The organism is Pedobacter fastidiosus (assembly GCF_014306625.1).
In the GTDB taxonomy this organism is placed as follows: domain Bacteria; phylum Bacteroidota; class Bacteroidia; order Sphingobacteriales; family Sphingobacteriaceae; genus Pedobacter; species Pedobacter fastidiosus.
Genome location: NZ_JACRYL010000007.1, coordinates 190,775 through 214,011, shown reverse-complemented (window position 1 = coordinate 214,011; position 23,237 = coordinate 190,775). Strand labels below are relative to the sequence as shown.

17 protein-coding genes and 1 tRNA gene are annotated in these 23,237 nt (G+C 39.0%); 14 read left to right on the top strand and 4 right to left on the bottom strand.

Going from position 1 to position 23,237, the window contains the following annotated elements; translation table 11 throughout:
• The first annotated feature begins 210 nt into the window (after positions 1-210).
• The 3 genes from H7U22_RS09800 to H7U22_RS09790 are packed head-to-tail and all read left to right on the top strand — an operon-like array spanning position 211 to position 5,708.
• Complete coding sequence (locus H7U22_RS09800) at positions 211-3,312, top strand: SusC/RagA family TonB-linked outer membrane protein (protein ID WP_187071178.1); 3,102 nt, start codon at positions 211-213, stop codon at positions 3,310-3,312.
• Between the two features lie 14 nt (positions 3,313-3,326).
• Positions 3,327-4,910: a SusD/RagB family nutrient-binding outer membrane lipoprotein gene (locus H7U22_RS09795; protein ID WP_187071177.1), complete on the top strand. Its 1,584-nt coding sequence runs from the start codon at positions 3,327-3,329 to the stop codon at positions 4,908-4,910.
• Between the two features lie 9 nt (positions 4,911-4,919).
• Positions 4,920-5,708, top strand: coding sequence for a DUF4397 domain-containing protein (locus tag H7U22_RS09790; protein ID WP_187071176.1), 789 nt, complete (start codon positions 4,920-4,922; stop codon positions 5,706-5,708).
• Between the two features lie 120 nt (positions 5,709-5,828).
• On the opposite strand, the gene H7U22_RS09785 is transcribed toward H7U22_RS09790, so the two are convergent.
• Positions 5,829-6,431, bottom strand: coding sequence for a porin family protein (locus H7U22_RS09785; RefSeq protein WP_187071175.1), 603 nt, complete (start codon positions 6,429-6,431; stop codon positions 5,829-5,831).
• A 174-nt stretch (positions 6,432-6,605) separates the two neighbouring features.
• On the opposite strand from H7U22_RS09785, the gene H7U22_RS09780 reads away from it, so the two are divergent.
• The 4 genes from H7U22_RS09780 to H7U22_RS09765 all read left to right on the top strand — a co-directional run bounded on the left by H7U22_RS09780 (position 6,606) and on the right by H7U22_RS09765 (position 12,822).
• Positions 6,606-6,821 carry a hypothetical protein gene (locus H7U22_RS09780; RefSeq protein ID WP_109925480.1) on the top strand — a complete coding sequence of 72 codons (216 nt, stop codon included), beginning with the start codon at positions 6,606-6,608 and terminating at the stop codon, positions 6,819-6,821.
• Positions 6,822-7,002: 181 nt separating this feature from the next.
• Entirely contained in the window at positions 7,003-8,694 is a 1,692-nt protein-coding gene (locus tag H7U22_RS09775) for a S41 family peptidase (RefSeq protein ID WP_187071174.1), read from the top strand.
• 27 nt (positions 8,695-8,721) lie between these two features.
• On the top strand, positions 8,722-10,047 hold the full coding sequence (locus H7U22_RS09770; RefSeq protein ID WP_187071173.1) for an alpha-L-fucosidase: 1,326 nt from the start codon (positions 8,722-8,724) through the stop codon (positions 10,045-10,047).
• 180 nt (positions 10,048-10,227) lie between these two features.
• Positions 10,228-12,822, top strand: coding sequence for a glycoside hydrolase family 2 protein (locus H7U22_RS09765; RefSeq protein ID WP_187071172.1), 2,595 nt, complete (start codon positions 10,228-10,230; stop codon positions 12,820-12,822).
• 251 nt (positions 12,823-13,073) lie between these two features.
• Here H7U22_RS09765 and H7U22_RS09760 read toward each other — a convergent pair whose 3' ends face one another.
• From H7U22_RS09760 to H7U22_RS09750, 3 genes are all read right to left on the bottom strand, one after another.
• Complete coding sequence (locus H7U22_RS09760; protein ID WP_187071171.1) at positions 13,074-13,400, bottom strand: 2Fe-2S iron-sulfur cluster-binding protein; 327 nt, start codon at positions 13,398-13,400, stop codon at positions 13,074-13,076.
• Between the two features lie 67 nt (positions 13,401-13,467).
• Positions 13,468-14,478 (bottom strand): NAD(P)/FAD-dependent oxidoreductase, encoded by a 1,011-nt coding sequence (locus tag H7U22_RS09755; protein ID WP_187071170.1) that lies wholly within the window; start codon positions 14,476-14,478, stop codon positions 13,468-13,470.
• A gap of 230 nt (positions 14,479-14,708) precedes the next feature.
• Positions 14,709-16,835 (bottom strand): prolyl oligopeptidase family serine peptidase, encoded by a 2,127-nt coding sequence (locus tag H7U22_RS09750; protein ID WP_187071169.1) that lies wholly within the window; start codon positions 16,833-16,835, stop codon positions 14,709-14,711.
• Between the two features lie 150 nt (positions 16,836-16,985).
• On the opposite strand from H7U22_RS09750, the gene H7U22_RS09745 reads away from it, so the two are divergent.
• The 7 genes from H7U22_RS09745 (at position 16,986) to H7U22_RS09715 (ending at position 23,236) form a co-directional block, all read left to right on the top strand.
• Positions 16,986-17,729, top strand: a complete 744-nt coding sequence (locus H7U22_RS09745; RefSeq protein ID WP_187071168.1) for a UDP-2,3-diacylglucosamine diphosphatase — start codon at positions 16,986-16,988, stop codon at positions 17,727-17,729.
• Between the two features lie 482 nt (positions 17,730-18,211).
• The gene (prfA, locus tag H7U22_RS09740) at positions 18,212-19,285 is read left to right on the top strand and encodes a peptide chain release factor 1 (protein ID WP_187071167.1); all 1,074 of its coding nucleotides are present in this window, start codon (positions 18,212-18,214) and stop codon (positions 19,283-19,285) included.
• A 107-nt stretch (positions 19,286-19,392) separates the two neighbouring features.
• Positions 19,393-19,466: transfer RNA gene (locus H7U22_RS09735), tRNA-Asp, on the top strand.
• A 197-nt stretch (positions 19,467-19,663) separates the two neighbouring features.
• Positions 19,664-20,935 carry a site-specific integrase gene (locus H7U22_RS09730; protein WP_317172961.1) on the top strand — a complete coding sequence of 424 codons (1,272 nt, stop codon included), beginning with the start codon at positions 19,664-19,666 and terminating at the stop codon, positions 20,933-20,935.
• Between the two features lie 306 nt (positions 20,936-21,241).
• The gene (locus H7U22_RS09725; RefSeq protein ID WP_187071166.1) at positions 21,242-21,517 is read left to right on the top strand and encodes a helix-turn-helix domain-containing protein; all 276 of its coding nucleotides are present in this window, start codon (positions 21,242-21,244) and stop codon (positions 21,515-21,517) included.
• 430 nt (positions 21,518-21,947) lie between these two features.
• Positions 21,948-22,313 carry a plasmid mobilization protein gene (locus H7U22_RS09720; protein ID WP_187071165.1) on the top strand — a complete coding sequence of 122 codons (366 nt, stop codon included), beginning with the start codon at positions 21,948-21,950 and terminating at the stop codon, positions 22,311-22,313.
• Positions 22,310-23,236: a relaxase/mobilization nuclease domain-containing protein gene (locus tag H7U22_RS09715; protein ID WP_187071164.1), complete on the top strand. Its 927-nt coding sequence runs from the start codon at positions 22,310-22,312 to the stop codon at positions 23,234-23,236. The genes H7U22_RS09720 and H7U22_RS09715 overlap by 4 nt, the downstream gene beginning before the upstream one ends.
• The last annotated feature ends 1 nt before the right edge of the window (position 23,237 follow it).

The following is a 23,237-nucleotide window of genomic DNA, read 5'->3' as shown; positions in this document are numbered from 1 at the left end:
TTGTGATTTTTTAAATTTTGCGTGTTTTTGCGTTTTTGTGCGATTTAATTTTGTTGCGGGTTGTGAAATAGTTTGTTAAATTGTTTTTTTATTAAAAAACATTTATGATATTAGCTAAATAATATATAAAATGCGTTATTGTGCGTGTTTTAGCAAACAACTATCAAACAATCAACTTAACTAATTCATTCCATTCTAAACAGGCAGTTTATGAAAAAAAAACTACTACTAACTATTCTTGGTACGTTTTTGTTGCTGGCTCATGCCATAGCGCAGCAAATAACCGTTACCGGTAAGGTCTCCTCAACCGATGGGCCTATACCAGGTGTTTCCATTCGTGTAAAAGGAACCACCGTTGTCGCACAAACCAATGGCGATGGCAATTTCTCCATTAAGGCATTGCAAACCGATGTTTTAATTTTCTCTTACATTGGGTATAAAACCGTAGAAAGACCAATTGGAGCAAACACAACTATTAATGTTTCGTTGGCGGGTGACGCTGGAAATCTAGACGAAGTTGTGGTTACTGCGTTAGGACAGCGAGTTGTAAAGAAATCATTAGGAACATCACAACAGGAGGTTAAGGGACAAGACCTTGCAGATACTCAAAGAGAGAACTTTATTAATGCTCTTCAAGGACGTATTGCAGGGGTTGAAGTTACAAGCTCATCTGGTGTTCCGGGGGCATCGTCTTCAATTACGATAAGGGGCGTAAGTTCAATCAGCGGGAGTAACCAACCTTTATTCGTAGTAGATGGATTACCTATTGATAACAAGACCTTAAATACTTCAGCATTTTATTCTGATAATAGTTCTACAACAGCATTTTCTAATAGAGGGGTCGATTTCACAAATCGTGCAGCAGATATAAATCCTGAAGACATCGAAAGTCTTGTTGTTTTGAAAGGTCCAGAAGCTGCCGCACTATATGGTATCGATGCAGCTAATGGAGCAATTGTGATCACAACAAAGAGAGGTAAATCGGGTAAGGGATCTATAAATTATAGTAACAGTTTTAGAATAGAGAAAACAAGTGCGAAGCCTGAGATTCAAAGTGTTTACGGATTAGGTACAGGCGGTGTAGCTACTGCCGGAACTTTACAATATTTTGGACCAGCATATGCGCCAGGCACTGTGCTTTATGATAATATTGATGGATTTTTTCAAACAGCACTAACTCAAAAACATAATATTTCATTCGATGGCGGTGGACAAGATATGAGTTACAGAATTTCAAGTTCTTATACTGCACAAAACGGCGTTGTCCCAAATTCTGATTATGATCGATTTACATTAAATGGATCTACAAATGGCAAGGTAAACGATTGGTTAAAGGTTGATTTAACTATGAATTATACTTATGCTGTAAACAATCAGCCATTTAAGGGGTCTGGTGGGCCACTAATTGGTTTATTACTTTGGCCTCAGGAAGATGATGCTAGGAATTACTTAACATCAGCAGGTACGAGAAGAAAGTTTGCTACTGCAACAGATTTAACTTCTGAGGTAGAAAATCCTTACTTTAACGTTAACAAAAATAAAATTAACTCCATTCAAAACAGAATCACATCAAATTTCGGTTTTACGATCACGCCAGTCAAGTGGTTGAATCTAAAATCAAATATTGGTTTTGATGTTTACGCTAACAAAAATCTTTTGTTGAGTCATCCTGAGAGTTCAAGGGGTTTCAGTAAACAGGGTATTATGGATGTTGCAAATGATAATACAAGAAATATCAATATTCAGAATTTGCTCAATTTAACAAAGCAGAAAATCACATCAGATCTTTCATTTGATGCAACTTTAGGTAATGCTATTCAAGATCTTAAATCATCCGTTGATGCGCAGTACGGGGAAGGGTTTTTAGACCCAAATTTTATATCCATCAACAATACCACGACAACGCTTAGGAATGCGAAGTCATCAATATCACAAAGAAGATTATTTAGTTTATTCGGAAGAGCAACTTTAAATTATAAAGATTATTTATACATCACGGCTACGGGAAGAAACGATTGGACTTCTACAATTCCTCTTGGTGAAAATTCATTTTTTTATCCTTCAGTATCTGGAAGTTTTGTGTTTACGGAGGTTCCAGCATTTAAAGAAAGCTTAAGTAAGATATTTACATCGGGTAGATTAAGGGCAGCATTTGCAAACGTGGGTAAAGATGCTCGACCTTATGCTTACGTTCCATCTCTTGAAACAAAAACAACAGTAGGCGGTGGTTTTGGATATGGATTTACTGGGCCAAACCTAGCGCTTAAGCCTGAGTTTGCAAGTTCTTACGAATTCGGAACAGAACTAACATTTTTTAATAACAGATTAGGCTTGGATGTTGCTGTTTACAGGAAAGAAACTTCTGATCAAATTGTAAATGATATTAGGGGAAGTTATGCAACAGGTTATGTTTTATTTAACTTGAATGGAGCTAAAACAAGAAGTGAGGGTATAGAAGTTACAATGAGAGGTACGCCTATAAAAACTAAAGATTTTAATTGGGATGTACTGGTAAACTTCGAACACGCTAAAGCAACAGTTTTAAGTTTGCCGAACTCACTTCCAGAATCTTACGTATCAGATACTTTCTTATACGGAAGTATTAGGAACGGAAACTCACCCGGTTATTCTACCAGATCATTAACGGGAACATTTTATTTGAGAAATGATAGAGGGGATATCTTAATTAACCCGGCTAGCGGCCTACCAGTAAGGTCAAGTGTGTATATCCAAGGTCAGGGTAAAGGTTACGATAGACAGCCTGATTTCTCAATTGGTATTTCTAATACATTCACGTATAAGAGCTTCGCATTATCTTTCCTATTAGATATTAGAAAAGGTGGCGATGTAATGAATGCTACGCAAAATTACCTTACTCAAAAGGGTTTAAGTACTATGACTCTTGATAGATTGACACCAAGAATTGTTACCGGTGTGTTACAGGATGGTAAGGAAAATACAGCCAACCCAACACTTAATAACATTTCGATAACACCTTTTTATCAAAATACCTATTACTCATCTTTGAGTGAAGAATTATTTATCGAACAGAATATTAATTGGGTTCGATTAAAAGATGTAACGCTTCAATACAGATTGCCTCAAACTCTTTTAAGCAAACAGAGATTCTTTAAAAGCGCAAGTGTATTCGTTACAGGAACCGACTTATTTTTAATAACCAACTATTCTGGTTTAGATCCGGTCGTGAATGGTAATACAGCTGCTGTTGGTGGTTCTGGTGCATCGGGAATTGATTACGGCAATTTTCCAATTCCAATAGGGTTAAATTTTGGTGTTAAAATTGGATTATAATAGGAGAAATTAAAATGAAAAAAATATTTATAATAGTAATTTTAGGAAGCCTTATAACTCTGGGTGGTTGTAAGAAATTTTTAGATGTTAATACCAATCCTAATGCACCTCAGGTTGTGGAGGCAAATTTATATTTATCTCCAATGTTACATTGGATGGCTACAGCGCCTCAGTATGATGGTATTTACATTGCTAGATATACACAGAACTGGGCATCTACTTCATCTGCGGATATCTGGGAAAGGCACGGCCATAACCAAGGGGGAACAGCTCCTGATCAAGGTGCACAAATTTGGAAAACTACCTATTATGATTTTGGGCAAAATCTTGTTGATATGACTAATAAAGCAACACAAGAAGAGCGTTGGGATTTACTAGGTGTTGCACAAATTTTAAAGGCTTGGGGTTGGGAGACTGCAACGGATGCGAATGGCGAAATTATTGTTAAAGAAGCAATCGATGCAAGTAAAACCACTTTTAAATACGATACTCAAGAATATGCCTATCAAGAAACCTTGAGGTTGATTGACGCTGCGATAGCCAATTTAAGTAGAACAGATGGCGGTGTTAATGAAGCTTATCTTGCCAAAACTGATTTTGTTTATAAGGGAAAAAGAGCTGCTTGGATTAAATTTGCTTATGGATTAAAAGCAATGGTATTAAACCACTATTCTAACAAATCCACATACAATCCTGATGCTGTGATTGCTGCAGTCGATGCTTCTTTTGTGGGCAATGTTGATGATGCATTAATTCAATATGTTGGCTCTGCGAATGATGATGCTAATTTCTTATCGGCAACAAGAAATAACATTGGTACATTAAGACAAACGAAATTTATTTTATCGTTAATGGATGGAACCCTATTTACAGGTGGTGTTGATCCAAGATTGAGTAGAATGCTATCGCCATCACCCGATGGTTTATATAGAGGTTTAGAGCCTAATTTCGGTATTGGTGCTTTAACAGCTGCCCAACAACCAAATAATTTATGGGGATATACCTCTCAAGCCGCTGCGAATGTTGCGATAACAACTCCAGCAAGGTATTTATTTGCCAGAAAAAGTAAATTTCCCTTTTTAACCTATGCTCAATTACAATTTATTAAAGCGGAAGCAGCTTACAAAAAGGGTGATAAAACAACTGCTTTAAATGCTTATAATAATGGTGTTTCGGCTCATTTTGATTTCGTAAATGCTAGAAATACCGATGATGGCCAATCACCAACTCAAATTACAGCTCTAGAAAAGTCAACATATTTAGCATTGCCTGCTATTACACCAGCAACACCAGCGGCTTTAACATTATCACAAATTATGTGTCAGAAATATATCGCACAATGGGGATGGGCACATGTTGAGCAGTGGACAGATTTAAGGAGATATCATTATATAGATAAAGATCCTGTAACAGGAAATCAAGTATTTTTAGGTTTTGCAATTCCATTAGTTTTGTTTCCCGATAATCAAAATAAAGTCGTACAGAGAATGAGACCAAGATACAATTCTGAATACATTTGGAATAGAGATGGATTAAATGCAATTGGAGGATTAGCAACCGATTATCAAACTAAAGAAATGTGGATCACCACTCCTTAAATAAAGAACATGAAAAGAAAACATATCTTATTAGCAGTGCTACTGCTATCGACAATAATTTTCTCTTGTAAGAAAAATGCTGTTCAGAATATAGCTGAACCAATTAATGGAGGTGCACAACTTAAATATTTTAATTTTGCGCTTAACGCTCCAATTATAAATTTTTATGCAAACGAGACAAAGGTTTCCGCAGCATCTTCTACAACTGGTGTAGAAAGCGCAACAGCGGGTGTTGCCTATGCGGCTGTTTATCCATCAACTAATGCATATTCAATTATTCCAGCAGGAACCTATGACTTCATGGCTAAAAGGCCAAGCACAGCTACGGTTGATCCCAACGTGGTAATTGCAACACTGAATAAACAAGTAGCCGATGGTAAAAATTATTCTATTTATTTATCAGGATTATACAATACCACTACAAAGAAAACAGATGCATTTATAATTGATGATGTCCTTCCTCCAATCGACTCTTCTACCGCTTATGTTCGGTTGGTTCATGCCTGCTACAATGCAAACGCATTCGATTTGATAATGAAAAACACAACAACCTCTGTAGAAACTCTAGTTGGAACAAACGTTGCGTATAAAACCGCTTCAAATTTTACTAAGATTCCACAAGGGGTTTACGATCTGATTTTACGCTACACTGGAACGCCCACAAATATTGTAATTAGAACCGCTGTAAGTGTAATTAAGTCGAATACTTATTCATTTAGCTTAAGAGGAGACATAACACTGCCGTACACCGGCACGGTCGTAAATCGACCGTTTATAGACAATACACCAAATAGATAAATTTAGGGCAATTCATCAAAAAAAGATCTTTTGTTATGTAAGCTATTCTATCAAACTAAAACCTGTCTCGGTTTTAAAACCAAGTCAGTTCTCTGACTTGGTTTTTTTTTAACTAATCTCTTACAAAATCTTAAAGCCCAAACTCAACTGAAATAAGTTCGGGGTCTGTTTGTATTTATCACTTTTACTGATGTTTGATAAACCAGCTTCATAACGTAAATCAACAGAAATGCTGCCAACATCTACGCCTGCGCCAGCCTGAATGCCAAAAGCCTGATTTTTGTAATTGTTAAAATCTGTAGCCTGTGCATAAGCAGAACTGAAGGTAGAACTGTCATCTAAAATAAACGAAATTACCGGACCGGCCATTACGCGGAAATTCAAATTCTTGGCGCCGAACTTAGTACCGAATAAAACAGGAATATCAAGCGTTGTAAATTTCACTTTACCTTCGGCAGCAACTTCTGTATTGCTGTTGTTTGTAAAGCTGATAAATTTATTTCCCTTGCTGCCAATATAAGCTTCGGGCTGTACATAGAAACTTGCGCCACCAATTCGTGCCCAAGCACCAATTTGGTAACCTAAGCGATTTTCTTCACTGGCAAAATCAGCATTAATTTTGGCTAAGTTAACACCAGCTTTTATGCCAAGGTTAAATGTTTGCGCCTGGGATGTTGCCCAACCAATGGTTAGGAAAACAATAGAGAAGATAAGTTTTTTCATTGTGTTTAAGGTTTGATTTTTTGGTATAAATACTTAATTAGGTTTTATAACGCACATTTAACACAATTATCATGCTAAGATGATAAACATATTTCTGTTTTTTTTATCATATCCACTAAAAAGCCATAAACCTGCCACAAATATTTTTTACTTTTGCCACAAATAAATTTTGCTATGGCTAATTTTCAACTTACCGCAGAAACTGCATTTAAAGTAAAAACAAAATTCTTAAGGAAATACCGCGATCTTGCTAATGAACCTTTAGATTTTGCTCCAGGTAAAGAAGATCAGCTGATTGAGGATTTAATGCGTTTGGTAAAACGCGATCGCACTTATATCGAATTTACCATCCAAAAAGCCTTGGCCGATACCAAAGGAAATAGGCTGTAACCCTTTCTTATCTTAATTCCTTGCTTTTAAATACAGTAACGCTTTAATTACGCTCTGTTTGCATAAGCTGTTTTTAATCTTTATCCCTTTTTGTACATTTACCTTCGTGCTATTCAATAAGTAATCTTTAAAAGATGTGCTTAATGCAAAGGCAACAAAAGGAATAACAAACATTAGGAGCATGAAGAAAATTAAATACAGTCTTTTGGTTGCTGCATTCGGCATCGCCATATTATCTTTCTCTTTTAAAGAAGATTTATTTCTAGTTTCTAAAAACCTCGATATTTTCGCATCGCTTTATAAGGAAATCAATATTAATTATGTGGATGAAACCAATGCTCCACAGTTAATGAAAACCGGGATCGACGCCATGTTGGATAGTTTGGATCCTTACACCGAATATGTTCCCGAATCGGAGATTGAAGATTACCGACTTAAATATGTAAGCACTCAATATGGCGGAATAGGCGCAAGTACACTTTTTATAGATGGAAAATTATTCGTTAACGAAGTAAGTGAAGGTTATCCGGCGAATAAGCAAGAAATTAAGCCTGGCGATCAGGTCATCAAAATTAACGCGATTGATGTTCGAGGAAAAGACCGAGCTCAAATCAGCCAGTTACTGCGTGGCCCAAAAGGTACACCTGTTGATTTGGTTGTGCTCCGAGAAGGCAAAGAACTCACCAAAAAGTTAATTCGCGATGAGATAAAACAACCAAATGTTTCTTATTCGGGAATGGTTGGTGATGGGATTGGATACATCAAACTCGATAAGTTTTTAGAAAACTCTGGTCAGGAAGTTAAAGATGCCTTGCTTGCAATTAATAAGGAGAACCCGAAAGGTATTGTGCTCGATTTAAGAAATAATGGAGGAGGAATTCTTCAGGAAGCGGTTAAAATTGTAAATCTCTTCGTTAATAAGGATCAGTTAATTGTAACTCAAAAAGGCAAGAATGTAGAAAAAACAATCGCCTATAAAACCCAATTTGCGCCCGTTTCCAATACTGTTCCTTTAGTCGTTTTGGTAAATGGGGGCTCGGCTTCGGCATCAGAAATTGTTGCAGGCTCACTTCAAGATTTAGATCGTGCTATTGTAATTGGCCAGCGCAGTTATGGCAAGGGCTTGGTGCAACAAACATTTAATCTTCCTTACAATAGCTTGGTTAAGGTAACCGTTGCCAAATATTATACACCATCAGGTAGATGCATCCAAAAGTTAGATTATGCGCATAAAAACGCCGAGGGTGTAGCAGAAAAATTCGCAGATTCTACCATCACAATGTTCCAAACCAAAGCAGGTAGAAACGTTTATAGTGGTAATGGTGTTTACCCAGATGTTGTAGTGGAGCAAGCTAAACTAAGTCCGATTACGATTTCGATGATTAACAAAAGCTTGTTTTTCAATTACGCCAATCAGTACAAAAAGGAGAAACCAACCTTATCATCTGCAAAGGCCTTTCAAATTTCTGATGCAGATTACGCTGTTTTTGCGAGCTCTTTGGCAGATAAAGACTTGTCTTACCAAAGTCGTACGGAGAGATTACTTTCTGATTTACGTTTGGAAGCCGAAAAGGAAAATAAATCAACAGAGGTTAAAGCTGATTTAGAAAACTTAAAATACAAGTTAACGTCTTCTAAAAAAACTGATTTGGCAACGCATAAGGCAGAAATTAAGCGTGTTTTAGAAACTCAAATTGTAAGCAGATATTTTTACGAAAAGGGCAGAATTGAGCAAAGTTTTCAATACGATAAAGAATTGGCCGCTGCGAAAACATTGTTTAATAATCAAAACCAAATGTTGGCCATTTTAAAAGGCGATGGCAATTATAAAGTTATTGGCAAGCCAGCAAAAGAAACCGCTCCCGTAGATTAGCATTTCACTATAAACTAAATATTCCTGATGAAAAAACTAGTATTAGTAAGCTTTATCCTATTTTTTAATTTATGTTTAAAAGCTCAAGATTATAAGCCAACTGAATCCAATTTAAAACAAAGAGAATGGTTTTCTGATGCTCGTTTCGGCCTTTTTATCCACTGGGGGCCATTTAGTATTCCCGGCAGCGGGGAGTGGGTTATGAATGAGCGAAAAGTAACCGTAGAAAGTTACAGCCGTTTAGAAAAGTTTTTTAACCCAATCGATTTCGATGCGGCCAAATGGGTAAGCACGGCAAAAAATGCCGGTATGAAGTATATTACACTCATTACAAGGCATCACGATGGTTTCAGTATGTGGGATACCAAATATTCGGATTTTAACATCATGAATACACCTTACAAAAAGGATATTGTAAAAATGATGGCTGATGAATGTCATAAACAAGGAATTAAACTCTATTTATATTACTCTTTGCTAGATTGGCGACGAGAAGATTATCCACATGAAACAGGCAAAACTGGGCAATCTAGCGGTCGTAAGGGCCATGGCGATTATGCCAGCTATCTCGCTTTTATGAAAAATCAATTAACAGAATTATTAACCAATTATGGTGAAATTGGAGGGATATGGTTCGACGGCCATTGGGATCAAACTGCTCCTGAAGGTTCTGCAGATCGGTCTTCGCGTATCGATTGGAAATACAACGAAATTTATGGCCTTATTCATAAATTACAACCTCAATGTATGATTGGCAATAATCATCACCTTTCGCCATTTCCTGGAGAAGATTTTCAAATGTTTGAACAGGATTTGCCAGGCGAAAATAAATCTGGCTTAAGCTTTCAAGAAGCAAGTGCACAGGTGCCATTAGAGGCCTGCGTAACCATGAATGGTTCTTGGGGCTTTAATTTAACCGATAACAATTATAAAAGTAAGACCGAATTGATCCATACGCTGGTTAAAGCCAGTAGTTTGGGCGCAAATTTATTGCTTAACATGGGGCCGATGCCAAATGGAGAAATTCAACCAGAGTTTATAACTCGCTTAAACTCGATGGGTGATTGGCTTAAAATTTATGGAGAAAGCATTTATAATACCAAAGCAGGCTTTGCTAAACCAACTGAATCTTGGAGTTCAACTCAGAATGGAAAAAAAATATACCTTCATATTTTAGATCCAAAAACGACCGCAATTACTTATGCGCCTGTGCCTTTTAAAAAAATAAAAAAAGCGTATTTACTAAATGGCGGTACTCCGGCTAAATACACGCTAAAAAAGGGCAAATTAGAATTGTCTACCATCTTTAATAATAATGAGATAGATAATGTGGTTGTGCTAGAGGTAGAATAAAATCTGTTTTTAAATTAAATTTTGAAAACGAGCAGTTCAGTTATAATGGCAGCCGAAAGCCCCGCTATCACTTCAAGTCCTCGCTTTCCCAAAATACGCACAGGCTATCCCTCGCTTTGGGCTTTCCGTTCTATCGGGTTTAAAATGAACGATAAAACCCAAAGCATTTAAAAAATTATAATGAAAAAAATATCCCTGATTTTACTGCTCTTTATAACCGCTTCAGTTTATGCGCAACAACCTTATGAATTAAATTCTGGTTGGGTTTGCCTAAATGTAAAAGAAACAAATGCTGATGGTTATCAATTGTCTAAATCAAGCGCTCCACTAAATAATTGGATGCCTGCTACCGTTCCCGGAACTATATTAACAACACTTTTAAACAATAAAAAAGTTCCTGATCCTTTCTATGGAATGAACAATGAAAAAATCCCCGACATCTATAAAACCGGTAACGATTACTATACCTATTGGTTTGTAAAAGATTTCGAAGAAAAAGCAGTTGGTAATGAGCAAGTTTGGCTTCAGTTTCGAGGCATAAATTATAAAGCAGAAATCTATCTTAATGGGAAAAAGGTAAACCAGAAAATCCTAGAGGGAATGCATTTGCGGGCACAATATAACATTACCAAGCTGCTTTCATCAACAGGCAAAAATAGAATTGCAGTAATTGTTTATCCACCAGATTTTCCCGGCAATGCTAATGGCGGTCAGGGCGGCGATGGTACGATTGCAAAAGGCTTAACCACACAATATACTGCAGGATGGGATTGGATTCAGCCCACTCGAGATCGCAATACCGGGATTTGGGATAAGGTTACTATTGAGAAAACACATAGTATTAAAATCCAAAATCCGCATGTAGTAACGTTAGTTCCTGGCAAAAGATTACCAGATGCCAAGCAACAGCCTGCAACCATAAAGGTCTCAGTCGAAGTCGAAAATCCAACAGGAAAACCCATCTCTGGAATTTTGCAATACGAAATGGCAGGTAAGTTGGTAAAGAAAAACGTGACTATTTCGCCTGCAAACACTGAAGTGAGATTACCTGATCTCGTTTTAGAAAACCCGAAACTTTGGTGGCCAAATGGTTATGGTAAACAAGATTTATATCCATTGAATATTAAGTTTGTTAGTGGGAATCAAGTCTTAGATCAAGAAATTTTAAACGTAGGCATTCGCCAAATCGATAACATTTGGAATGAAGAAACCAAAAGCATGGGCGCTTACGTAAACGGACAAAAGATTTTTATTAAGGGCGGAAACTGGATCATATCTGATGCTATGCTTCGTTTTAGTGATGCCCGCTACGATGCTGAGGTTCGTTACCATAAAGATATGAACCTAAATTTGATTCGGATTTGGGGCGGTGCAATTTTAGAAAGACCCGAATTTTATAATGCGTGTGACAAATATGGTTTGCTGGTTTTTCAAGATTTTTGGTTCAGTGGCGATTGTAACGGCCGTTGGGTAGATCCTATGAAAAAGGAAGACCAATGGACCAGGAGAAATTATCCTGATAATCACCCTTTGGTTTTAACAGCGATAGAAGATCAGATAAAAATGATCCGAAATCATGCCTCATTAGCTTTTTGGTGTGGAGGGAATGAAATTACACCGCCAGAAGATATCCTTGAACCCTTAAAAAATGAAATCCTACCAAGGCTGGATGGCACTAGAATCTTGTTCGATTTTTCTAATAGCGATAAAATGTCTTACAATACAATAGGAGGGAATGGCGATGGTCCGTACGGCATTCAAGATCCTAAAAGTTTTTGGGCAACTCGAACTTTTCCTTACAATTCTGAAGTAGGTTCTGTTGGTGTTGGAGATTACGAATCGTTAGAAAGGTTTATTCCGCAAGAGAATTTAATCGCCCCGCAATTTAAAAGTAAAACCGATTCTGTTTGGGAATACCATAAATACATTGGTTACGATGAACACATTAATCCTTATGGAAAAGCGAAAGATGCCAAAGACTTCGCCATGAAGGCTCAACTTGTAAATTACGATCAATACAGAGCTTTAATGGAAGGTTTTTCTTCGCATATGTGGGAATGGTACACGGGTTCGATCATATGGAAAACTCAAAACCCTTGGACAGCTTTACGTGGTCAGATGTACGATTATTATTTAGATCCCAATGCTTGTTTATATGGTTTAAGAAAAGGTAGTGAGCCATTGCACATCATGATGAATCCAACGGATAGTATGGTTATCGTAGTAAATAACGGATTAACCGATCGAAACAACTTAATGGTGCAGGCAAAGGCTTATGATATGCAGGGAAAAGAATACTTCTATTCTCAGGTTTTTAATTCTATTGGGGCATCATCCGTAAGAAAGTTTTTCCCACTGAATGATTTTTTGGAGAAATTGGATAAAAAAGAAGGCGTCTTTGTGTCGCTTAAAATATTAAACGAAAAGCAAAATGTTTTAAGTGAAAACCTTTATTGGTTAGCGGGAAAAGATGGCGAATATAAAGAGCTTAAATCTGCTCCATTAAACGTTACCGCATCTCAAAAAAGTAAGGGGAAGATTGAGGTTTTATTGAGCAATGTAATTGGCAATCCAGTAGCATTTTTTAACCGAATTGCTTTAATTGATAATGAAACCGGTAAACGAATTTTACCTGCTTTTTATAATGATAATTATGTAAGCGTTTTGCCAGGTGAAAGCAAAACTGTTGTAGTTGAATACACTGGATCTCAAAGCAATCTGGCCATAGAAATTTACGGCTGGAATGTGGAGCGAAAAAGGGTAGAGGTTAATTAATTTCTCAATTAGTCGTCATTGCGAGGCAAGAAGCAATCTTATTCTTCAGTTAGTCGGGATTTGTAATCCCGTCTTGCGAGCTAAGGATTTTTAATCCTTTAAGTGTATTTCAAATTCACAAATCTCGACCAGCGATACGGCATTGAGATTTGTTCCAAATGGACTGTTGTTTAACTTCGTGCCACGTAATAACGAATAACAAAAAAGGCGACACTTTTCAGTATCGCCATATCTTTATATTGTTTTAAATACTAGCTTACGCCGTGTAATTTTACCTTTAAGCCTTCCATGTTGTTATTTAGTTGCAATTGGCAAGCTAAACGAGAATTTGGAAGTAAATCTGGCAAAGTATCAAGCATTGCATACTCGTCATCTGTCATTTCATTAAGCTTCTCTTCGCCCTCCAAAACATCAACACAACAAGTTGCACAAAGCGCCATGCCACCGCAAGTAGCTAAAATATCATATTCAGATGCTTTTAAAAACTCCATCAAACTTAAGCCCATATCTGTTGGTGCCTCGTGAGATGTAACTGAACCATCCGGTTCTTGCATGTATATTGTAATGTTGTTTTCCATTTTGCTCGCTTATTAGCGCAAACTTAGATAAAATAGTTTTCTATAAAAAACTATTTTACCTCAAAACTTAAAATTCTGAAACTCCGTTAACCGTGGTATATTTCATTGTGTATTTAATACCAGGATTCATGTAAGAATAAGCGCTGTGGCTCATTAATGCCGCCTCGTGGAATCCACAAAGAATCAATTTCAATTTATTTGGATAAGTATTAATATCTCCAATTGCGTAAATACCCGGAATGTTGGTCGAATAATCATCGGTATTTACTTCAATGGCACTTTTGCTGATGTTTAAATTCCAATCTTCAATTGGGCCCAATTTAGGACTCAAGCCAAACAAAGGAATTAAATGATCTGCATCAACCATGGATTTTTCCATGCTGCGGTTTTGAACAATTTCTACTTTCTCAAGTTTATCGCCACCATGTACAGCGTGAAGGTTACTGTTTAAAACCAAGTTGATTTTTCCACTTTCGGCCAATGCCATAACTTTAGCAACCGAATCTGGAGCACCACGGAAGCTCTCACTTCTGTGAATCAAGGTTAGTTCAGAACAAACCTCAGCTAAATAAATTGTCCAATCTAAAGCCGAATCACCACCACCGGCAATCACCATTTTCTGGTTGCGATATTTTTCTGGATCAAGAATCATGTAGTTAACGCCTTTTCCATTCTCGAAATTCTCAAGATTTTCTACGGCAGGTTTACGTGGCTCAAAGCAACCTAAACCACCAGCAATAACCACAACCTTAGCCTCGATTATAGTGCCCATATTTGTAGTTAAAACAAAATCAGCTTCGCCACGTTTTTCCAAGCCTTCAATCCGTTCGCCCAAAGTAAAAGTAGGATGGAATGGTTTTGCCTGTTCCATTAAATTATCTACAAGCTCCTGAGCTAAAACAGAAGGATAACCCGGAATATCGTAAATGGGTTTCTTAGGGTAAATTTCAGAAAGCTGACCACCAACTTGCGGAAGGTAATCAATTAAATGGCAACGCATTTTTAATAAACCGGCTTCAAAAATGGCAAATAAACCAACCGGACCAGCGCCTATTACGGCTATATCAGTAGAGATCATTCAAAAAAATTTGATGCAAAGTTACAAAATAAACTATTATCAATTCCTCTATTTAGAAATATTCTAGATAATTCTGTAATGCAATTAGAATCAGTATTTTATATGCTCTAAGCTCTTATAAAACAAAACATATTGATTATTTACCGTTTAATGCAAATTATAATTGGTCTATAGATTTAGTGGGAAATGCTTTTTTGTCTTGCGAGGAAAAGTAATTAAAGAACGTGGAACTACCAATTCATCCCTAAATTCTGAAATACAAAACTCCAGGCATCGCTTGCTTCCTCAATTAGTTTAGTAGTTGGTTTGCCAGCACCATGCCCTGCTTTAGTTTCAATCCTGATTAAAATTGGATTTTCTCCCTTGTATTTTTCTTGGAGCGTAGCTGCAAATTTAAAAGAGTGAGCTGGCACTACGCGATCATCATGATCGCCAGTGGTAATTAGTGTAGCCGGATATTTAACCCCAGTCTTGATATTGTGAAGCGGAGAATATTTAATTAAATACTCAAAGTCTTCTTTCTTATCACTACTTCCATATTCCACCATCCAGCCCCAACCAACCGTAAATTTATGGTAACGCAACATGTCCAAAACGCCAACAGCAGGCAAAGCAACCTTAAAAAGATCAGGCCTTTGAGTCATACAGGCGCCAACCAAAAGACCGCCATTTGAACCACCTGCAATTGCAATTTTTGAAGGATTAGTATATTTTTCTTTGATCAGATATTCAGCTGCTGCAATAAAATCATCAAAAACATTTTGTTTCTTTTCCAGCATTCCGGCTTTGTGCCAAGCTTCACCATATTCGCTTCCGCCACGTAAACTCGGTTGAACGTAAATACCACCCTTTTCTAAAAACATCATTCTGGATAAGCTAAATCCCGGAGTTAAATTAATCTGGAAACCGCCATAACCATAAAGATAAACAGGATTGTTTCCATCTAAAACAATACCCTTTTTATGAACAATAAACATGGGCACTTTTGTTCCATCTTTCGAAGGATAAAAAACCTGATTTGTTTCATACGGATCAGTATTTAATTTAAGTTCAGTTTTTCTATAAAGTGTAGAGGTTGCCTTCGCTACATCATATTTGTAGATGGTACCCGGCGTTGTGAAGTTGGAAAAAGTATAGAAAAATTCTTGATCATCTTTGTAACCGCCAAAGCTGTCTACCGTTCCAATTGCCGGGAGTTTTACTTCGCCAATTTTTTTGCCAGAAAGATCGAATTGAATAATATTTGTGCTGGCATCTTTTAAATAGGAAGCCCATAAATAGCCTCCTCCAGTTCCAACGTTTTCCAAAGCCAAGTTAGATTCTGGAATAATTTTTTGCCAGTTTTTTGGATCAGCATTTTTCGGATCAATTAAAACGACTTGCTTGTTTTCAGCGCCTAAATCGGTGTTCAGCAAAAGTTTATCGCCTACATTCTCCACAATGCTGTGGTTGTTTTCAAAACCTTTTACCAATAATGAGATTTTACTTTGAGGCGCTTTCAAGTCTTGATAAAACAATGCATTTCCTGAAGTACCAGCGCTAGAATAAAGAATTAAGAAGTGTTCATCTTCGGTAACATCAGCTCCAAAATATAAGTTTGGATTGCTTTTATCTTCGAAAATCAATTCATCTTCTTTTTGCTCATCGCCAAGTTTATGGAAATACACCTTTTGAAATTTGTTGGCCGCAGATAGTTCTGTGCCCTTGGCTGGCTCATCATATTTGCTGTAATAAAAGCCATCGCCTTTCCATGCTGCACCAGAAAATTTGGTCCATTTTAACTCATCAACTAATTTGGTTTTGCTTGCAAGATCCATAACATAAATATTGCTCCAATCTGAACCAGACTGGGCGATAGAATAAGCCAAATATTTTTTATTGTGGGAGATGCCCAAAATCGAAACCGACGCAGTTCCATCGGCAGAGAGTTTATTCGGATCTAAAAATACCTCTTCAATTCCATCTAATCCTTTTTTAATGTACCAAATGCTTTGATTTTGTAAACCGTTGTTCTTGGTAAATAAATAGTATTCGCCTGCCTTAAATGGAGCGCCCTCTTTAGGGTAATTCCATAATTCGGTAAGCCTTCTTTTTATATCTGCACGAAAGGGAATTTGTGAAAGGTAATTTTGGGTTACTTTATTTTCTGCTTCCACCCATTTTTTGGTTTCTGGCGCATTGTCGTCTTCTAGCCAGCGATAAGGATCGGCTACGGATGTTCCAAAATAATTATCTGTTGTAGTATCTTTTCTCGTTTCGGGGTAGTTCATTAAAGTAATTTTTTGTGCCGCATTTTTGGTTTGTTTGCAACTAAAAAGTGCCATTACAAATAAGCTTAATATGAGTGGCTTTTTCATACTAATAGGGATTTATTTACTAATATATGTTTTTTCCTTCGGGATGATTACACTGATTTGTTTTAGTTTTTTTGCCTTTGGTCTTTCAGCTTTGGTCTTTTTTACTTTTTCCTTTATTTTCCTCTTTTTCAATTACCTTTGATGTTGTACATGGCAAAAAATATTTATTTCGCTTCCGATTTTCATTTAGGCACACCAAATTATGCCGAAAGCCGTGCCCGCGAAGAACGCATTGTAAGCTGGTTAAGTTTTATAGAACCAACCTGTGGGGAGTTATTTTTAATGGGCGATATCTTCGATTTCTGGTTTGAATATGCAAAGGTTATTCCAAAGGGATTTATCCGATTGCAAGGAAAATTAGCTTCGATGGCTGACTCAGGAATAAAAATCTATTTCTTTAAAGGCAATCACGATATGTGGGTTTTCGATTACTTCAAAAAAGAAATCGGAATGGAAATAATTAGTGATGAATTAATTATTGAACGTGGTGGAAAGAAATTTTACCTTCACCACGGCGATGGTTTAGGTCCGGGAGATACCAAGTACAAGTTTTTGCGCAAGATTTTTAGAAGCAAAATCTGCCAATGGTTATTTGCTCGCGTACATCCAAATTTTGGTATTGGCATAGCAAATGGCTGGAGCAAAAGCAGCAGGGCGGCAAGCAATCCGGAAGAAGTTTTTTTCGGTATCGATGGAGAATGGCTTGCCATTTATGCGAAGGAGCAACTCAAAAAAGCACACTTCGATTATTTTATATTTGGCCATAGACATTTACCGTTAGATCTCGATTTGGGCAATGGAAGCCGGTATGTTAACACTGGTGAGTGGCTTCGGTATAATTCTTATGCCGTATTTGATGGTGTAGATTTGAAGCTGGAATACTACAAGCCCTAGTTTTTAATTAATTTGTTCTCCTTTTTGGAAAGCAAAACCTGCAAAATTATTAACGTTCGTCGGGCTTTACATTATAGCACCAATGAAAAATTGGTGGCTGCCATTTCAATCCCGTTTACATCACTCAGTTATTACTCCTATTAACGGTTGGACGCAAAAACTAAGCTGGCCAAGCTGGTCGAGATTTGCAATCTCGGCCTTTTGAGCTTCGGATTTCCAATCCACAATTACATCAATATAAACATTGATGGATTTTTGCAAGCGCTCAATCTAAACCTGATAGCACGAATGCCGATTTTTCTTCGGCAGTAGGAATAGCAGGACTGCTGACCGCCATATTCTCCGAACCGATCATTTCCAAAACTTATAATTAAAACTGTAGGTTTTCCATTCAAAACTAATTCAGCTTTTTTCCTTATTTTTGCATTTCCTAAATTTTAGACAGGTACTAAGATGCTAGGGATTTCAATACGAATAATATTATGTTAGATAAATTAGAGGCAATAAAGCAACGTTGGGAAGATGTAGAAGAGCAATTGAGCAATCCAGATGTAATTCAGGATATGAAACGTTTTGCGGCTTTAAACAAAGAATATAAAGATTTGGGCAAGATTGTAGATGAATATAAAATCTACAAAAATGTGATGAGTAATATTGATGCCAACAAGGACATTTTATCGGCCGAGAAAGACCCAGAAATGCGTGAAATGGCAAAAGAGGAACTGGATTTAATGTTGAAACAACAGGAAGAAATGGAAAGTAACATCCGTTTAATGTTGATTCCTAAAGATCCTGAAGATGCTAAAAATGCAGTTTTTGAGATTAGAGGGGGTACTGGTGGAGACGAAGCAGCATTATTTGCTGGCGATTTGTACCGCATGTACACCCGTTATTTTGAAACCAAAGGTTGGAAAGTTGAAACGGTTGATGTTACTGAAGGAACTGCTGGTGGATATAAAGAGGTAATTTTAAAAGTTACTGGCGATGATGTTTACGGTCAGTTAAAATATGAAAGCGGCGTACACCGCGTTCAACGTGTTCCAGATACAGAAACTCAGGGCCGTGTGCATACTTCGGCAGCTTCGGTTGCGGTATTGCCAGAAGCTGAAGAAATTGATTTGTACATTAACCCTGCGGATATTGAACTTCAAACTTCTCGTTCGGGTGGTGCCGGTGGGCAGAATGTGAATAAGGTTGAAACTAAAGTTCAGCTAACGCACAAGCCTTCTGGCTTAGTAGTAGTTTGCCAGCAGGAGCGTTCACAATTGGGTAATCGTGTTATTGCAATGGAGATGTTGCGAAGTAAATTATACGATATAGAATTGCAGAAGAAAAACGGTGATATTGCAGCTAAACGTAAAACAATGGTATCTACAGGAGATCGTTCGGCGAAGATTAGAACTTACAATTATCCTCAAGGTCGCGTTACCGAACACCGCATCGGATTAACGATGTATAACTTGCCGTCGATCATGGATGGAGACATTCAAGAGATTATTAGTGCGCTTCAATTTGCAGAAAATGCAGAGAAGATGCAAGAAGGTGCTGTAGGTTAACGAGTTATAATTATTTTAAAAAAAAGTTTGCGAATAAGGATAATGTCTCTATATTTGCATCCTCGAAAGGGGAAAGAGGTTTAAACTTTTAAAAAGCAAACAAAAACGGAGTGGTAGTTCAGCTGGTTAGAATGCCTGCCTGTCACGCAGGAGGTCGCGGGTTCGAGTCCCGTCCATTCCGCTGAGAACACAGTTAAAATCATTTAAAAGCCTGTAAATCACCGATTTACAGGCTTTTTTGTTTACCGATAAATCGCGAAATATGCAAATTCTCGTATATAAAAGGTGATTGATTCGGTGAGTACTTAGATCCTGAGTATCTACTCACCAGAAAAGCTATAGAACGCTGTAATTCAGCTTGTTCAATAGCTAAACATCTTGACTGCAAATGACGAAATAACCAAATTTGTTTCACTTAAACCATTTGCCATGCAATGCAATGTCAGCCTGCTTTTTTATCTTAAGAAGCAAAAATCCTACAAAGACGGCCCTATGGCCATTTACATCCGTTTTACCGTGGACGGACAACGTGCCGAAGTATCTACCGGAAAATTCTGCGATCCGATGCGCTGGAATCCAAAGTCGGGGAGGGCGGTCGGAACAAAAGAAGGGGTTCGCGTACTCAACAGGCATCTTGATTCGCTAAATTTCCAATTCCAGCAGATTCACCAGATGATGGAAGCCTCGCAGGAACTCATCAGTGCCGGGGCCATCCGGGCGAGGTTCACCGGCAAGTCTGGAAAAGTACTTACGCTTGTTTCGGTATTCGAGGAACACAACAAAAAGATGGAAAGCCTGATCGGGCAGGAGTTCGAGAAAAGTACCTACCTGAGGTACAAGACCTGTTTGATGCACGTAAGGGATTTTATGAAGCTGGAGTACAAGATTACCGACCTTCCGGTTTCCAGAATATCCTTCAAGTTTTTAACGGATTTCGAATATTACCTACGGAGTACAAGAAAGTGCGCGAACAATTCGGCTATCAAGTACATCAAAAATATGGGCAAAATTGTCCGGATCTGCCTTGGGAACGGATGGCTGACGGTAGATCCGTATATCAACTACAAGCCGAAGGTGAAAAAGGTCAACCGGGTGGTACTGTGCACCGAAGAGCTCGCTCGGATCCGTAAATCAGACAAGATCCGTATCGAACGGTTAAAAGTGGTTCGGGACATATTCCTGTTCAGCTGCTACACCGGTCTGGCCTACGTGGACGTGCAGAAACTAAAGCGTTCGGAAATACAGACCGGGGTGGACGGAGGGCAGTGGATCCTGACCAGCAGAAAAAAAACGGATACCCTTTCCCGGATACCGCTTCTCCCCGAAGCATTAGAGATCCTCGAGCGTTACCTCGATAGCGAAACCTGTATCGTAAAGGATCTTGTTCTTCCGGTACCCAGCAACCAAAAGATGAACGCTTATCTCAAGGAGATAGGGGATCTCTGCGAAATCGGGACAGAGCTAACCTTTCATATTGCCCGCCATACCTTTGCGACAACGGTAACGCTGAACAATGGAGTGCCCATCGAAAGTGTTTCTAAGATGATGGGGCATACCAGTATCAAAACCACCCAGATATATGCAAAGGTGATGGACGCCAAGATCGGTGAGGATATGCGCTTTTTAAGAGAAAAACTCGCAGTCCATTAATAAAGCCTCCACTTTGGAGGATCTGAATCCCGTGCCTGCCACTTCTGATGAGGCACGGGATTTGGATTTTTATGTATTACGAATATTTTACCGAAAAGTGCCAGTTTCGGGCCAGTCCCCAGTTTCCTTCCTTCAATTCCATTATCGGTCGTGGAAAAATCTTTGGTACTCCCTAACGTGATACCCATAAATGTGTTTTGGTAATGCCAAATTTTGATAAATCTTTCGGTACTGGTGACGTCTGCCGATCGATATTAATTATTTCCCGCTCTTTTTGCGTGTAAATAAAACTTAACTAAAAGCATTATGGCACTATTGGATCTAATCACAAAGGTTGACCTTGAGCAGTTCAAGCAGGAACTCTTCGTTGAGCTGAAGGCACTTCACCAGAAGAACGCTGTTGCGGGCGTGGGAAAGAAATGGGTAAAGGGAATCGAGGTTAGAAAGATGCTCGGCATTTCGCCCGGTACGCTCCAGAACCTGAGAGTCAGGGGCACGCTCCGCTATACCAAGGTAGGCGGCTCAATGTTCTATAAGCTTTCGGATATCGATGCGATGCTCGAGGGAAGGAAGGGTGGCTGATCCGGTGGAAAAAGACAATAGGATACTGGCTTTGTTCTTTAAAAAGGCTGGAATCGACAATAGGATAGGAACTGCGCACATCAGTCTTTTCGTCTCGATCTGTGTCTGTGCGGAGGGGGGGCGTTTTTCGGGGAATATACCGATCACCCGCAGAAGACTTATGGCTCTTTCCAGGATCGCATCGACCGCGACCTATCACAGGTGCCTCACGGACCTGGTACGTTCCAGACTGATCATTTATGAACCATCCTATCATCCAAGTGGAAGCATAATCAGGATTACCGTTTAACAGATAGCCGACCAGCGGGGTGCATTTTTTTTGGCGCCTTTAGGGAGCAAGTTTGTGTTTTTGTTACACAAAAACCCATCCCGGTGCCCGGGATTCAACTTGCTTTATGCTCCCGGCGGTCGCATAAAGGCCACTTATAAGATGGAAAAAGAAAACAGGAGAACCAGTATCAGCCGAGCCGGGGGAAGACCCAGAAAAAAGATCCGCAGGGAAAAGCACATCATGGTAAGGCTGACCGTAGCGGAGCATTTCATTATTGCTGGCAAATCGGAAAAGGCAGGCATGCGGATCAGCGAATGGTTTAGAAGGGCGGCGGCTGGTGCCCGCGTTGTCCAGAACACGACACCCGATGACCTCAAGAATCTCCGCGTACTTGCGGGCATGGCCAACAACCTGAACCAGTTAACAAAGCTTGCCCACCAGCAGGGCATTTTTACACTGGCAAAGTCATGCAGGAAGATGATCGGGCAGATCGACGGGATACTCAAAATGATCTGGGGGAAATGATCGCCAAGATCGTAATTGGAAGAAGCTTCGGGGGATGTATCAGGTATGTGCTTGGAAAACAGGAGGCCAGGATCATCTACGGAGAGGGCATCCGCCTTTTGGGCGGCAAGGAGATAATCGCGGACTTCAACCTCCAGCGTAAGGCGAAACCCGGTCTGGGAAAGGCTGTCGGCCATATCTCCCTGAACTGGAGTATCCGGGATCTCGAAAAGCTCGGTGACGAGAGGATGACAAGCATGGCCCTAGAGTACTTGGACAGGATGAAGATTTCGGGTACACAGGTACTGATGGTGCGCCACTTCGACAGCGGCCATCCCCACATCCACATTGTCTATAACCGGGTGGGCAACCTAGGCAGAACGATTCCGGACAGCAACCAGCGCAGGCGGAATATAGAGGTCTGCAGAAAGCTGAGCCTGGAGCACGGATTTTATATTGCCGGGAGATCTAGATCTGTCAAGATCGATAATCTAAATGGTCCCGATAGGGTACGGCATGAGCTCCGGCAAATTATTTCGGAAGCACTCAGGGGATCGGGTAGCTGGGATGGATTTGAAAAATCGCTGAACAAAAAAGGAGCAAGGCTGCTGTTCAAGATAAGGAGCGGTACGGATATCGCTGAGGGGATTTCCTTCAATTACCGGGAATGTTCGTTCAGCGGATCGGAGGTAGACCGGGCATTTAGTTATGCCGGCCTAGACCGGGCAATTTCCCAGGTAGCTGAATTTCATGCGAAGGGGCGGGTATCCCATAAACAGAAAAACGAAACAGAAAGGTGCCCCGATCAGATCCGTGCGGCAGGTGGTGATAACACGGGACCTTTGGAACTCCTGCTGGAAAAGAACCGGGAGGAGCAAGAGGTTTCGGAAACGTTCAGAAAAAGGAATAGGACAAAGTGGCCGGATCAGGGCTTAAATCATTAAA

Coding starts and splice junctions, on each gene's coding strand:
- H7U22_RS09800 (WP_187071178.1), top strand. CDS start 211: ATGAAAAAAAAACTACTACTAACTATTCTTGGTACGTTTTTGTTGCTG.
- H7U22_RS09720 (WP_187071165.1), top strand. CDS start 21,948: ATGGAAAAAGAAAACAGGAGAACCAGTATCAGCCGAGCCGGGGGAAGA.
- H7U22_RS09780 (WP_109925480.1), top strand. CDS start 6,606: ATGGCTAATTTTCAACTTACCGCAGAAACTGCATTTAAAGTAAAAACA.
- H7U22_RS09790 (WP_187071176.1), top strand. CDS start 4,920: ATGAAAAGAAAACATATCTTATTAGCAGTGCTACTGCTATCGACAATA.
- H7U22_RS09770 (WP_187071173.1), top strand. CDS start 8,722: ATGAAAAAACTAGTATTAGTAAGCTTTATCCTATTTTTTAATTTATGT.
- H7U22_RS09750 (WP_187071169.1), bottom strand. CDS start 16,835: ATGAAAAAGCCACTCATATTAAGCTTATTTGTAATGGCACTTTTTAGT.
- H7U22_RS09745 (WP_187071168.1), top strand. CDS start 16,986: ATGGCAAAAAATATTTATTTCGCTTCCGATTTTCATTTAGGCACACCA.
- H7U22_RS09755 (WP_187071170.1), bottom strand. CDS start 14,478: ATGATCTCTACTGATATAGCCGTAATAGGCGCTGGTCCGGTTGGTTTA.
- H7U22_RS09765 (WP_187071172.1), top strand. CDS start 10,228: ATGAAAAAAATATCCCTGATTTTACTGCTCTTTATAACCGCTTCAGTT.
- H7U22_RS09715 (WP_187071164.1), top strand. CDS start 22,310: ATGATCGCCAAGATCGTAATTGGAAGAAGCTTCGGGGGATGTATCAGG.
- H7U22_RS09795 (WP_187071177.1), top strand. CDS start 3,327: ATGAAAAAAATATTTATAATAGTAATTTTAGGAAGCCTTATAACTCTG.
- H7U22_RS09725 (WP_187071166.1), top strand. CDS start 21,242: ATGGCACTATTGGATCTAATCACAAAGGTTGACCTTGAGCAGTTCAAG.
- H7U22_RS09775 (WP_187071174.1), top strand. CDS start 7,003: ATGAAGAAAATTAAATACAGTCTTTTGGTTGCTGCATTCGGCATCGCC.
- H7U22_RS09760 (WP_187071171.1), bottom strand. CDS start 13,400: ATGGAAAACAACATTACAATATACATGCAAGAACCGGATGGTTCAGTT.
- prfA (WP_187071167.1), top strand. CDS start 18,212: ATGTTAGATAAATTAGAGGCAATAAAGCAACGTTGGGAAGATGTAGAA.
- H7U22_RS09785 (WP_187071175.1), bottom strand. CDS start 6,431: ATGAAAAAACTTATCTTCTCTATTGTTTTCCTAACCATTGGTTGGGCA.